Source organism: Streptomyces flavofungini, assembly GCF_041028215.1.
Taxonomy (GTDB): Bacteria; Actinomycetota; Actinomycetes; order Streptomycetales; family Streptomycetaceae; genus Streptomyces; species Streptomyces flavofungini_B.
In genome coordinates this window covers 1-11,984 of record NZ_JASKYR010000227.1, presented here as the reverse complement: position 1 = coordinate 11,984, position 11,984 = coordinate 1, and the positions used below count along the sequence as shown (strand labels likewise).

13 protein-coding genes are annotated in these 11,984 nt (G+C 73.1%); 5 read left to right on the top strand and 8 right to left on the bottom strand.

Features of this window, described 5'->3' with window-relative positions:
• Positions 1–166: 166 nt before the first annotated feature.
• Both AB8Z36_RS17475 and dapE read right to left on the bottom strand, forming a co-directional pair.
• Positions 167–928, bottom strand: coding sequence for a TIGR00730 family Rossman fold protein (locus AB8Z36_RS17475; RefSeq protein WP_369214241.1), 762 nt, complete (start codon positions 926–928; stop codon positions 167–169).
• A gap of 103 nt (positions 929–1,031) precedes the next feature.
• Positions 1,032–2,111: a succinyl-diaminopimelate desuccinylase gene (gene dapE, locus AB8Z36_RS17470; protein ID WP_369214240.1), complete on the bottom strand. Its 1,080-nt coding sequence runs from the start codon at positions 2,109–2,111 to the stop codon at positions 1,032–1,034.
• A gap of 62 nt (positions 2,112–2,173) precedes the next feature.
• On the opposite strand from dapE, the gene AB8Z36_RS17465 reads away from it, so the two are divergent.
• Both AB8Z36_RS17465 and AB8Z36_RS17460 read left to right on the top strand, forming a co-directional pair.
• A complete protein-coding gene (locus tag AB8Z36_RS17465) occupies positions 2,174–3,079 on the top strand; it encodes a heavy metal transporter (RefSeq protein ID WP_369214239.1) in 906 nt (301 codons plus the stop codon).
• A gap of 326 nt (positions 3,080–3,405) precedes the next feature.
• Complete coding sequence (locus AB8Z36_RS17460; protein ID WP_369214238.1) at positions 3,406–3,822, top strand: ATP-binding protein; 417 nt, start codon at positions 3,406–3,408, stop codon at positions 3,820–3,822.
• Positions 3,823–3,931: 109 nt separating this feature from the next.
• Here the strand turns inward: AB8Z36_RS17460 and AB8Z36_RS17455 are convergent, their stop codons facing one another.
• A complete protein-coding gene (locus tag AB8Z36_RS17455) occupies positions 3,932–5,050 on the bottom strand; it encodes a bifunctional succinyldiaminopimelate transaminase/glutamate-prephenate aminotransferase (RefSeq protein WP_369214237.1) in 1,119 nt (372 codons plus the stop codon).
• Positions 5,051–5,142: 92 nt separating this feature from the next.
• Positions 5,143–5,463 carry a ferredoxin gene (gene fdxA / locus AB8Z36_RS17450; protein ID WP_030573070.1) on the bottom strand — a complete coding sequence of 107 codons (321 nt, stop codon included), beginning with the start codon at positions 5,461–5,463 and terminating at the stop codon, positions 5,143–5,145.
• 143 nt (positions 5,464–5,606) lie between these two features.
• Between fdxA and AB8Z36_RS17445 the strand changes: the two genes are divergently transcribed.
• The 3 genes from AB8Z36_RS17445 (at position 5,607) to AB8Z36_RS17435 (ending at position 8,444) form a co-directional block, all read left to right on the top strand.
• Positions 5,607–6,608, top strand: coding sequence for a GNAT family N-acetyltransferase (locus AB8Z36_RS17445; RefSeq protein ID WP_369214236.1), 1,002 nt, complete (start codon positions 5,607–5,609; stop codon positions 6,606–6,608).
• Positions 6,609–6,687: 79 nt separating this feature from the next.
• Positions 6,688–7,518, top strand: coding sequence for a transglutaminase family protein (locus AB8Z36_RS17440; RefSeq protein WP_369214235.1), 831 nt, complete (start codon positions 6,688–6,690; stop codon positions 7,516–7,518).
• A 71-nt stretch (positions 7,519–7,589) separates the two neighbouring features.
• The gene (locus AB8Z36_RS17435; RefSeq protein ID WP_369214234.1) at positions 7,590–8,444 is read left to right on the top strand and encodes a transglutaminase family protein; all 855 of its coding nucleotides are present in this window, start codon (positions 7,590–7,592) and stop codon (positions 8,442–8,444) included.
• Positions 8,445–8,455: 11 nt separating this feature from the next.
• Here AB8Z36_RS17435 and AB8Z36_RS17430 read toward each other — a convergent pair whose 3' ends face one another.
• The 4 genes from AB8Z36_RS17430 to AB8Z36_RS17415 are packed head-to-tail and all read right to left on the bottom strand — an operon-like array spanning position 8,456 to position 11,956.
• The gene (locus AB8Z36_RS17430; RefSeq protein ID WP_369214233.1) at positions 8,456–9,094 is read right to left on the bottom strand and encodes a response regulator transcription factor; all 639 of its coding nucleotides are present in this window, start codon (positions 9,092–9,094) and stop codon (positions 8,456–8,458) included.
• Positions 9,091–10,308: a sensor histidine kinase gene (locus tag AB8Z36_RS17425; RefSeq protein ID WP_440581936.1), complete on the bottom strand. Its 1,218-nt coding sequence runs from the start codon at positions 10,306–10,308 to the stop codon at positions 9,091–9,093. Before AB8Z36_RS17425 ends, AB8Z36_RS17430 begins: the two co-directional genes overlap by 4 nt.
• Positions 10,305–11,063, bottom strand: coding sequence for an ABC transporter permease (locus tag AB8Z36_RS17420; protein ID WP_369214232.1), 759 nt, complete (start codon positions 11,061–11,063; stop codon positions 10,305–10,307). Before AB8Z36_RS17420 ends, AB8Z36_RS17425 begins: the two co-directional genes overlap by 4 nt.
• Positions 11,057–11,956: an ABC transporter ATP-binding protein gene (locus tag AB8Z36_RS17415; RefSeq protein ID WP_369214242.1), complete on the bottom strand. Its 900-nt coding sequence runs from the start codon at positions 11,954–11,956 to the stop codon at positions 11,057–11,059. The genes AB8Z36_RS17420 and AB8Z36_RS17415 overlap by 7 nt, the downstream gene beginning before the upstream one ends.
• Positions 11,957–11,984: the final 28 nt, after the last annotated feature.

Here is an 11,984-nt window from a genome sequence, read left to right as displayed (position 1 = left end):
CCGTGGCGCGGCGCGGCCTGGCCTGAGCGGAACCGGCACGCGCGCGGGGGGCCGGGTGGGCTCCCGCGCGCGTGGGGGCCGCTGCCCCGCAGGCTTCCGGTGGCGTCCCAGCGGGCTTCCGGTGGCGTCCCCGCTGCCGTCCGGCCGCGCCCCTACCGCTCTCCTGCTACTTCCCGACTTCCTTCGTCACCAGGGAGATGGCCTCCTCCACGTCGTCCGTGACGTGGAAGAGCAGCAGGTCGGCCTCGGAGGCCTTGCCCTGGGCGATGACGGTGTTCTTCAGCCAGTCGACCAGGCCGCTCCAGTACTGCGTACCGAAGAGGACGATCGGGAAGCGCGTCACCTTGCGGGTCTGGACGAGGGTGAGCGCTTCGAAGAGCTCGTCCAGGGTGCCGAGGCCGCCGGGCAGGACCACGAAGCCCTGCGCGTACTTCACGAACATCGTCTTGCGGACGAAGAAGTACCGGAAATTAACGCCGATGTCGACATACGGGTTGAGCCCCTGCTCGAAGGGCAGCTCGATGCCGAGGCCGACCGAGGTGCCCTTGGCGTCGACGGCGCCCTGGTTGGCGGCCTGCATCGCGCCGGGCCCGCCTCCCGTGATGACCGCGAAACCGGCCTCCACGAGGGCTCTGCCGATCTCCACTCCCGCCGCGTACTCCGGTGAGTCCATGGGAGTGCGCGCCGAGCCGAAGACGCTGATCGCGGGCGGCAGTTCGGCGAGGGTGCCGAAGCCCTCGATGAACTCCGACTGGATGCGCAGGACCCGCCAGGGGTCGGTGTGCACCCATTCGGAGGGGCCGTCGGAGTCGAGGAGACGCTGATCGGTGGTGGTGCCCGCCTGCACCTTGTCCCGCCTGCGCAGGACCGGGCCGACCTGCTTCTCGTCGGGGCGCTTTCCGGCAGCGGGGCCGTCGTTGTTGGTCATCGTCTGCTCCCTCCATGCGTACGGAACCACAGCCTAGATCTACGCGGGTTACGGCCGGGGGACCTCGGGATGTCCGGCACCACGAGGCACCGGAATCACCGCGTCACGCGGTCAGCCACTTCCGCAGCCGCTCCTCGGCCTCGGGGATCAGTGAGGCCTGTACGCGCTCGTCGACCTTGTGGGCGAGGAGCGGGTCACCGGGGCTGAAATTGACCGCGGGCACGCCGAGCGCGCTGAACCGGGAGACGTCCGTCCAGCCGAACTTGGGGCGGGCCTCGCCGCCGACGGCCGCCATGAAGGCGGCGGCGGCCGGGTGGTCGAGGCCGGGCCGCGCCGCGCCCGTGTGGTCGTCGACGATGAACTCGTCGACGCCGCAGTCCGCGAAGTAGGCGCGCACGAAGGCGAGGGCGTCCTCCTCGCTGCGGTCGGGCGCGTAGCGGAAATTGACGACGACGGTGCACTCGTCGGGGATGACGTTGGTGGCGACGCCGCCCTCGATGCGGACGGCGTTGAGACCCTCGTGGTATTCGAGGCCGTCCACCACCGGCTTGCGCGGCTCGTAGGCGGCGAGCTTCTGGAGGATCGGGGTGGCGGCGTGGATGGCGTTGGAGCCCATCCACGCGCGCGCGGAGTGCGCCCGTACTCCCTTGGTCTTCAGAAAGACCCGCAGCGTGCCCTGGCAGCCGCCCTCGACCTGGCCGTCGGTCGGCTCAAGGAGGACGGCGAAGTCGCCCGCGAGCCAGTCGGGGTGCGCCTCGGCCACGTGCCCGAGGCCGTTCAGATGGGCGGCCACCTCCTCATTGTCGTAGAAGACGAAGGTGAGGTCGCGGTTGGGCTCGGTGACCGTCCGGGCGATGCGGAGCTGCACGGCGACGCCCGACTTCATGTCGCAGGTGCCGCAGCCCCACAGGACGCCGTCCTCGTCGAGGCGCGAGGGCACGTTGTCCGCGATCGGCACGGTGTCGATGTGCCCGGCGAGGACGACCCGCTCCGCGCGGCCGAGGTTCGTGCGGGCCACCACGTTGTTGCCGTGGCGGTCGACGGTCAGGTGCGGCAGGCCGCGCAGGGCCGCCTCGATGGCGTCGGCGAGGGCCGCCTCCGAACCGCTCGGCGAGGGGAAGTCGACCAGGCGGGCGGTCAGCTCGGCGGCGTCGAGCGTGAGGTCAAGCGGGGTCTGGGACATGCGGACGACCCTAACGCGCGAGGGCGGGACGGCCTGTCGGTGGACTCCAGTACCTTGGACGCGTGCCTGAGCCATCCACCCTCCCCCGGCGCGGCCGCCTCATCCGTATCGGGACCGCGCTGGCGGTGCTGCTCGCCGTCGCGGGCTATGTGGCGGTGCAGTACGTCTACGGCGGCAGGCCCGACCCCGGATGCACGGTGGTGTCGGCCAACGGCGACGGCGCTTCGTACGAGTTCACGGCCGAACAGGCGGAGAACGCGGCGACGGTCGCCGCCGTCGGCACCTCGCGCGGCATGCCCGAGCGCGCGGTGACCATCGCCCTGGCGACCGCCCTCCAGGAGTCGGGGCTGCGCAACATCCGGCACGGCGACCGCGATTCGCTCGGCCTCTTCCAGCAGCGCCCCACGCAGGGCTGGGGCGACGAGCGGCAGATCATGGACCCGGCGTACTCGGCGGCGCGCTTCTACGCGCATCTGGCCGAGGTCCCCGGCTATTCGCGGCTGCCCCTCACGGTCGCCGCGCAGCGTGTGCAGCGCAGCGGCTATCCGCAGGCGTACGCCAAGCACGAGCCGGACGCGGTGCTGCTCGCCGCGGCGCTCACCGGCCGCGCGCCCGCCACGTTCGGCTGCGAGGGCCGCCCCGGTACGGACCCCGGCGGCCCGGCGGCCGTGCGGGCGGCGCTGGTGCGTGACTTCGGCCGCGAGGCGCGCCCGGGGGCCGCACGGGGCCGCACGGTGACGGTTCCCGTGCCCGCCACCGCCGCGGCGGGCGGCGGGGCGCCGCAGCGGGGCTGGGAGCTCGCGCACTGGGCGGTCGCGCAGTCCTCGGCGCTGGGCGTGGAGCGCGTGGTGTACGCGGGCCGGGAGTGGCGCGCCGGAGGTTCGGGAACGTGGCACAAAGTGCCCGCGGACCGGGCCGCGGGGCCCGGTGACGCCGCCGACCGGGTCCGGATCGTGACCGCGCAGTAGTGCGACCCATCCCTCGATGGGGGCACGGCACTCACTCCTCTGCGGGAGTACGGCCAGGGGCCTCCCGTCCTGCCCTCTTTCCCCTCTCGTCCCTTGCGAACAAAGGGGATGAAGGATTTTCCGGGCCGGGTGACGGACGGGCCTTTTGCCCGCTTTCATCCGGAGCCGATTATGCGACGCATTACCAACTCTTTGCATTGGCTCACCGCAACCAATCCGCTCCTCGTGCGGTAGTCACTGCGTCCGAGCGCCGGAACCCATCCGGTGGGACGCCGGAGCCCATCCGGCCGGACAACCCACTGTCTTCTCCCGTCTGAAGGAGCATCATGTCCCTCCCCCTGACCCGCCGGATCGCCCGCGCCGCGCTGCTCAGCGCTGCGGGAGCAGCTTCCGTGGTCGGTGCGGCCGGCTCCGCAAGCGCCCTCCCCGCCGCGCCCGACCTCGGCGGGCTCACCGCGCTGGACACCGCGAACCTCGGCAACACCGTCGACAGCGCCGCCCAGAGCACCGGCAACCTCGCCGGTGAGACGGGCAGCCAGGCCGTGAAGAAGGGCGTCCCCGCGGCGACCAAGGCCGTCGGCAAGACCGCCAAGAAGACCACCCCGGTCGCCCAGCGGGCCGCCGGTGACGTCGCGGGCACCGCGGGCGAGGTGGTCGGCGACACCGCGGGCACCGCCACCAAGGGCGGGCTGCCCACCGACGCGCTGGGCGGCCTGCCGACCCAGGGCCTGCCGCTCGGCTGATCGAGCGACCCCCACGACGGAGGGGCCCGGAGCCASTGGCTCCGGGCCCCTCCGTCGTGCGTCCGCCCCGTCAGGCGTACGGGCGGCGGACGTCAGGCGTCCGCGCGTCTCACGCCAGGCGTCCGACCGCCGCCGCCACCCGCTCGTCCGTAGCCGTCAGCGCCACGCGTACGAAGCGCTCGCCCGCGGGTCCGTAGAAGTCGCCGGGCGCCACCAGGATGCCCAGGGCGGCGAGATGGCCGACGGTGTCCCAACAGGACTCGCCGCGCGTCGCCCACAGGTACAGGCTCGCCTCGCTGTGCTCGATGCGGAAGCCGTGCTTCACCAGGGCCTCGCGCAGGGCGGTGCGCCGGGCCGCGTACCGCTCGCGCTGCTCGCGCACGTGCTGGTCGTCGCCGAGCGCAGCCACGACGGCCGCCTGGGTGGGCGCGGAGGTCATCATGCCGCCGTGCTTGCGGATCTGGAGCAGATCGCCGAGGACGGCCGCGTCACCGGCGATGAACGCGGCGCGGTAGCCCGCGAGGTTCGACCGCTTCGAGAGCGAGTGGACGGCGACCAGGCCCTCGTAGGAGCCGCCGCTGACGTCCGGGTGCAGGACCGAGACCGGGTCGGCCTCCCAGCCGAGCTCCAGGTAGCACTCGTCGCTGACGAGCAGCACGCCGTGCTCGCGCGCCCAGCGCACGGCCCGGATCAGCTCCTCCTTGGCGAGGACCCGGCCGGTCGGGTTCGAGGGCGAGTTGAGCCACAGGAGCTTGATCCCCGCCGGGTCGAGCCCCGCCACACCGGCGTCGGAGCCGAACACGTCCGGGTCGTAGGTGACGTACTCCGCGCGGGCCAGGCGCGCACCCACCTCGTACGTCGGGTAGGCGAGCCGGGGGTGGGCCACGACGTCGCCGGGGCCGAGGCCGAGCTGGGTCGGGAGCCAGGCCACCAGCTCCTTGGAGCCGACGACCGGCAGGACGTTGCGGTGCGTGAAGCCGGTCGCGCCGAGGCGCCGCTCGCACCAGCCGGTGAGCGCGTCGCGCAGCTCGGGCGTGCCCCACACCGTGGGATAGCCGGGCGAGTCCGCCGCCGCGATCAGCGCTTTCTGGATCAGCTCGGGCACCGGGTCGACCGGCGTGCCCACCGACAGGTCGACGATGCCGCCGGGGTGGGCGGCCGCCGTGGCCTTGTAGGGCTCGAGCTTGTCCCAGGGAAAGGTGGGAAGGCGGTCGGAAACTGCGGACACGTACTGACTCCCGTACTGCTTGGTGGACAAACGCCTCGGTCCCGTACGGCAGGACGTGCCGTACGGGACCGGGGCGACGCTTCGGGCCGCCGTTACTGGTTCTGCGGCGGCAGTGCGGCGATGAAGGCGTGGTCGCGCTCGATCAGACCGAGCTTGCTCGCGCCGCCGGGCGAACCCAGCTCGTCGAAGAACTCGACGTTCGCCTTGTAGTAGTCCTTCCACTCCTCAGGAGTGTCGTCCTCGTAGAAGATCGCCTCGACCGGGCAGACCGGTTCGCAGGCTCCACAGTCGACGCATTCGTCCGGGTGGATGTACAAGGACCGGGAGCCCTCGTAAATGCAGTCGACCGGGCACTCCTCGATGCACGCCTTGTCCTTGACGTCGACACAAGGCTGCGCGATGACGTAGGTCACGCTGTCGTTCCTCCTCGATACGGGCGTTGGCGGGCCGTCCTCAGGCTCCGCTCGCCTGGCGCGCGGGAGCGCGGCGTCGTCGATGCCCGCCCCTAGTATCTCCGTTCCTGGGCATGATCCGAACAGGAGGGGCTCGAGAAGCCGTGGAATTCACTGCGGGCGGACGACTCACAGTTCGCATAACCCCCGCTGACGTGGGCAAACGCGTATCAGTCCGGCGTCGCACCGACGCCGGTGAGCGCGGCGGCAGATTCACCGACACGGTGGGTGTTCTCACATCGTGGAACAACGGTGTGCTGCTCATCACAGAAAAGTCCGGTGAGAGCGTCCGGATCGCGGAGGAGACGCTGGTCGCGGGCAAGCCCGTGCCGCCGGCCCCGGCCCGCAGGCGCTCCCCCGCCGCCTCGTACGAGGAGCTCGCCCGGGTCTCCGCGCGCGCCTGGCGGCCGGTGGAGAGCGAGCGGCTCGGCGACTGGGAGCTGCGGGCCGCCGGCGGATTCACCCGGCGGGCCAACTCGGCGCTGCCGCTCGGCGATCCCGGGCTCCCGCTCGACGGGGCACTGCGTGAGGTGCGCGCGTGGTACGGGGCGCGCGGGCTGCCCGCGTACATCCAGACCGCGACCGGCGCCGAGGGCACCCAGGAGCTGCTCTGCGCCGAGCTGGTGGAGCACGGCTGGGAGCGCGAGGTCAGCGCGGAGCTGCACATCGGCGCGCTGGCCCCGGTCGGGGACCTGGACGTCGACGTGGCGCGCGTGGAACTCTCCCGTTCCTGTGACGAGGGATGGCTGCGGCGGTACGGGCGGGCCGGATCTCCGGGACCGCATGTGCGCAAGGTGCTGGCAAGCGGGCCCTCGGTGTGGTTCGCTTCCGTGCCCGGGAGCGGTGACGTCCCGGCCGCCATCGGCCGGTGCGTGATCGACGGGCGCTGGGCGGGATTCATGGCGGTCGAGGTGGATTCCGGGCACCGCAGGCAGGGGCTCGCCACGTCGGTGATGGCCGCCCTGGCCCGGCAGGCCCTGTCCGACGGCGCGTCGGCGGCGTGGCTCCAGGTCGAGGACGGCAACGACGGCGCGCGGGCGCTGTACGGCGGGATGGGCTTCGCGGCGCATCACACCTATCACCACTACCGGCACGGTCGGGCCTGAGCGGGAAGCGGCGCGGCCGGGCAGCACGGCACGGCACACGGCAACAGCGCCCTACCGGGGCATGAGACACGAGGCACGTATGCACGCGGAGTCCGGCGAATGGCGGCGGCGGTTCGCCGAGGAGGTACGGTCCGAACGGCCCGGTCTCGCCCTGCTGTGTCTGCTGATCGGCACGGAGGCGGACCCTTCTCTCGGCCAGGAGGGGATCGACGCCGCCGAGATCGAACTCGACCGGCTCGCGGGCCTGTTGCCCTTCCGCCCCGGCGGGCCCCGCGCCTGGGCGTCCGCGCTCGCCGAACTCCTCGGTGAGCAGTGCGGTTTCCAGGGGACGCCGGGCGACTACCAGCGCCTGGACTCCTCCCTGCTCCATCTGGTCCTGCGGCGCCGCAAGGGGCTGCCGATCCTGCTGTCCGTGGTGTGGATGGAGGTGGCGCGGCGCGCCGGTGCCCCCGTGTACGGCGTGGCGCTGCCCGGTCACTTCGTGGTCGGCTTCGGGCCGCGCGACGAGCAGGTGCTCGCCGATCCGTTCGACGGCGGCCGCATACTGACCGGCCAGGACGCGGAGCTGCTCGTGGCGGGGACCGCGGGGACCGGGCTCCAGCCGTCGATGCTGACGCCCGCGGACCCGCTGAACATCGTGCAGCGCATCCTGAACAACATCCGCGCCTGGGCGGCCGCACGCCCCGAGCGCTCCGAGGTCGCGCTGTGGGCGCTCGACCTGTCCCTGCTGCTGCCCGCGCACCCGGCGCGCCTGCGCTATGAACGGGCCCAACTCCTCGTTCAGCGGGGCGATTTCCTGGGGGGCGCGGCGGAGCTCGACGAGTACGCCGATGTGGTGACGGCGGTGGAGCCGACCACCGCCGAGCGGGTCCGCCAGCAGGCGAGGGCGGCCCGGGCGATGCTGAACTGAGGGCCGCCGGGCGTGCGGCTCCGGGCCCTTCGGCGCGGTAGGCGATCGGGTCGAGGGGGCACCACGGACGTATGCGTTCCCCATCCCCCGGAAACACGGAGTGGCGACGGCTGTTCGCGGCCGAGGCCGGGGCCGAGCGCCCCGATCTGGCCCTGCTGTGCCTGCTGATCGGCACGGAGACGGACCCCTCCCTCGACGCGGAGGGGATCGGCACGGCCGGGCGGCTGCTCGACCGGCTCGGGGAGCAGGCCGCGCTCGGCCACCGCGGCCGACGCCCCGGTACGCCCCGGGCGTGGGCCGCCGCCGTCGGTGAACTGCTCGGCGGGCGGTGCGGGTTCCGCGGCAGACCGGGCGACTACCAGCGCCTGGAGTCCGCGCTGCTGCACCAGGTCCTGCGGCGCCGCAGGGGCCTGCCGATCCTGCTCTCGGTGCTGTGGCTCGAGGTGGCGCGGCGCGCGGGCGCGGCGGTGCACGGCGTGGCGCTGCCCGGTCACTTCGTGGTCGGCTTCGGGGGCCCGGACGACCAGGTGCTCGCTGACCCGTTCGCGGGCGGCCGGGTCCTGACGGGCATGGACGCCGAGCTGCTCGTGGCGGCGGCGACCGGGGAGCCCCTCGTGCCGTCCATGCTGGGCCCCGCCGACCCGCTGGACATCGTGCGGCGGGTCCTGAACAACATCCGTGCCTGGGCCGCGCCGCGCCCCGAGCGCAGCGACGTCTCCCTGTGGGCGCTCGACCTCTGCCTGCTGCTGCCGTCGCCGCCGCCCCGGCTGCGCTTCGAGCGCGCCCAGCTCCTCGTGCAGAAGGGGGACTTCGTCAGCGGCGCGCGCGAGCTCGACACGTACGCCGACGAGGTGGCCGAAGCGGACGCGGCGACGGCCGACCGGGCCAGGCGGCAGGCGCACGGGGCGCGGGCCAGGCTGAACTGAACGCGCGGTGCTCAGAGCCAGCCCTTGTCGCGGGCGGTGCTCACCGCCTCGGCGCGGTTGCGGACGGCGAGCTTCTGGATGGCCGTGGAGAGGTAGTTGCGGACGGTGCCCTGGGAGAGGTGCAGGGCGGTGGCGAGCTCGGCGTTGGTGGCGCCGCCCGCCGCCGCGCGCAGGACCTCGCGCTCGCGGTCCGTCAGGGGGTTGGCGCCCTCGGCGAGCGCCGCGGCCGCGAGGGTGGGGTCGATGACCCGCTCCCCCGCGAGCACCTTGCGCACCGCCGCGGCGAGCTGGGCGGCGGGAGCGTCCTTGACCAGGAACGCGTCGGCGCCGGCCTCCATGGCGCTGCGCAGATAGCCGGGGCGGCCGAAGGTGGTCAGGATCACCACCTTCACGGCGGGCAGCGCGGCGTGCAGTTCGGCCGCCGCCTCGATGCCGGTGCGGCCCGGCATCTCGATGTCGAGCAGCGCGACGTCCACGCCCGTCTCCCGCGCCGCCGTCAGCACCTCGTCGCCGCGGGCCACCTGGGCGACGACCTCGATGTCCGGTTCGAGGCCGAGCAGCGCCGCGAGGGCCTCGCGGACCATCCCCTGGTCCTCCGCGAGCAGAACTCTGGTCACCTTGTCGCCGCCGCCGCTGTCCTCGCTGGTCATGAGGGCGATCCTACGGCCGCTCCGGGGAGCGGGACGCGGACCGCGAGACGGAAGCCGCGGCGACCCGCGGACCCGGTCTCCAGATCGCCGCCGACCGCCGCCACCCGTTCGGCGAGGCCCGTCAGGCCGTTGCCCGCGGCTGCCGCGCCGCCCACCCCGTCGTCCTCCACGCGGAGTTCGAGGCGGGGCCCGGCGAGGGTCTGGCGGGCCGTGAACGCCACCGTGCAGTGCTGGGCGCCGCTGTGCCGCACGACGTTGGTCACGGCCTCCCGCAGTGCCCAGGCGAGCGCCGCCTCGCCCTCCTCGTCCGGCAGCGTCTGTGGCGCCTCCAGCGGTACGAGCGCCTCGATGCCCGCCGCGGACAGCGCCGTGCGGGCGCCCGCGAGTTCACCGGCGAGGGTGCGCCTGCGGTACCCGGAGACGGCCGCCCTGACGTCGACCAGGGCCTGCCGGCTGACCTGTTCGATGTCGGCCACCTGCTTGGCGGCGCCGTCGGGGTTCGCGGGCAGCATCCGCCCGGCGAGCTCGCTCTTCAGCGTGATCAGCGAGAGCGAGTGGCCGAGCAGGTCGTGCAGGTCCCTGGCCAGGCGCAGCCGCTCCTCGTTGGCGGCGAGCTGGGCGACGGTCGCGCGGGCCTGGCGGAGCTGGATCGTCGTACGCACCAACTGGCGTACGCCGGTCATGGCGAAGCCGACGAGGAGGTTGAGGACGGCGAGGTTGCCGAGGACGTCCTGGAGGCTGTCGGTGCGCAGGCCGACCAGGATCATCACGCCGGTGACGCCGGGGATGGCCCAGGCGGCGCGCCGCAGGGGCAGTACGGCGCCCACGGACACCGAGACGTAGACGAAGAGCCCGAGCCAGTTGGAGCCGAAGCCGAGCGCGAGGACGACGGCCAGGGTGAACTGCGCCGCGAACGAGGCGTACACCGCGCGCCAGTCGAGCACCTTGGTGGTGTACCGGAAGACCAGCGTCAGATAGCAGGCCACGAAGGCGGTGAGTCCCAGCGCGCCGAGAACGGTGGCCCAGGTCTCGCGCTCGGCGCGCACCAGGTCGTTGACCGGCGCCGTGAGGAACACCAGCCAGATGCCGATCCAGAGCGACTTGGTGAGCAGCTGGCGGCGGTCCGTGACGGGCCTGCCGAAGGTGTAGACGGGGTGGCTGCCGTCGAGGGCGTCGGTGTCGCGCGCCTTCTCGGCGAAGGAGGTCTCGCTCACGCCTTCAGTGTGTCCTTCCGGTACAGCCACGCCGCGCCGCCCGCGAAGAGGACGAAGTAGGCGACCAGCAGGGCGACGTCCTCGGCGTGCGGGGCGTCGCCCAGTTCGATGGCCTGCCCGAGCGCAGCGTACGCGTGCGTGGGCAGCCAGGCGGCGATGTCGCGCAGCCACTCGGGGAAGGTCGTCGAGGGCATCCAGAGGCCGCCGAGCAGGGAGAGCCCGAAGTAGATGATCATCGTGACCGGGCGGACCGCGTCGCCGGACGCGAGGTAGCCGATGGCCACGCCGAGCGCCGCGAAGCAGAGGCTGCCCGCCCAGATCGCGCCGGTCAGCGCGAGCCACTGCCAGGCGTCGAAGCGGACGTCCTTGAAGACGGCGGCCACGGCGAACACCACCACGATGGACGGCAGGCTGACCACGGCCGCGCTCGCGGTCTTCGCCAGGACATAGCCGCGCCCCGGCAGGGCGGTCAGCCGCAACTGCCGCACCCAGCCGCTCTCGCGCTCCTTGGCGATGCGCTCGCTGTTGCCCATCAGTACGGCGGTCAGGGCGCCGAAGGACGCCATCGACACCATCATGAACGCGGGGACCGGCAGACCGGAACCGGGCACCTCGTCGGCGCCGCCCCGGGTACCGGCGACGATCAGGAAGAGCACCGAGGGGTAGATCACGGAGAAGAAGAGGAACTTGCGGTTGCGCAGGGCGCGGATGATCTCCAGCTTGACCAGGCCGCGTGACGCGAGGGAGTTCAGCATGCTGTCCTGGCCTCCTCGGCCTCGGTGAGGGCCACGAAGGCCTGTTCGAGGCCGAGCCCGGCCACTTCCAGGTTGTGGGGGTGGACACCGAGTCCGTAGAGCGCGTGCACGGTGGCGTCGGCGTCCCTGGACTGGAGGCGGACCGTGTGGCCCGAGACGTCCAGAGTGGTGAGGAACGGCAGCGCCCTGAGCTTCTCGGTGAGGGGTCCGTCGATCTCCGCCAGGTCGAAGGCGACCTGGCGGGCGCCCGCCCTGGCCTTGATCTCGGCGGCGGTGCCGTCCGCGAGGAGGCGCCCCCGGTGCAGGACGAGGACGCGGTCGGCGATCGCGTCGGCCTCCTCCAGGTAGTGCGTGGCGAACAGCACCGCGCGGCCCTGGTCCGCCTGCTCGCGCATGGTGGCCCAGAAGGCCTGGCGGGAGGTGACGTCCATGCCGGTGGTGGGCTCGTCGAGGACGATCAGGTCGTTGGCGCCCGCGGTCGCGAGGGCGAAGCGGACGCGCTGCTCCTGGCCGCCGGAGAGCTTGTCGACCTTGCGGTCGGCGATCCGGGTGATGCCCGCGTGGGCGAGGACGTCGTTCACCCGGTGCGGCCTCGGGTGCAGTCCGCAGGCCAGGGCGACGATCTCACGGACGGTCACCTCGCCCATCAGGCCGCCGCTCTGGAGCATGGCGCCGACGCGGCCCGCGGTGATCGCCTCGCGCGGGTCGCCGCCGAAGACCCGTACCGTCCCGCTGTCCGCGCGCCGCAGGCCGAGGAGCAGGTCGAGGGTGGTGGACTTGCCCGCGCCGTTGGGGCCGAGGAGCGCCACCGTCTCACCGGGGCGCAGGTCGAGCGTGAGGCCGTCCACGGCGTGTACGTCGCCGTAGGCCTTGCTCACCCGCTCGAAGCTCACCGCGCTGGTGGCGGGCGGTGCTGAGGTC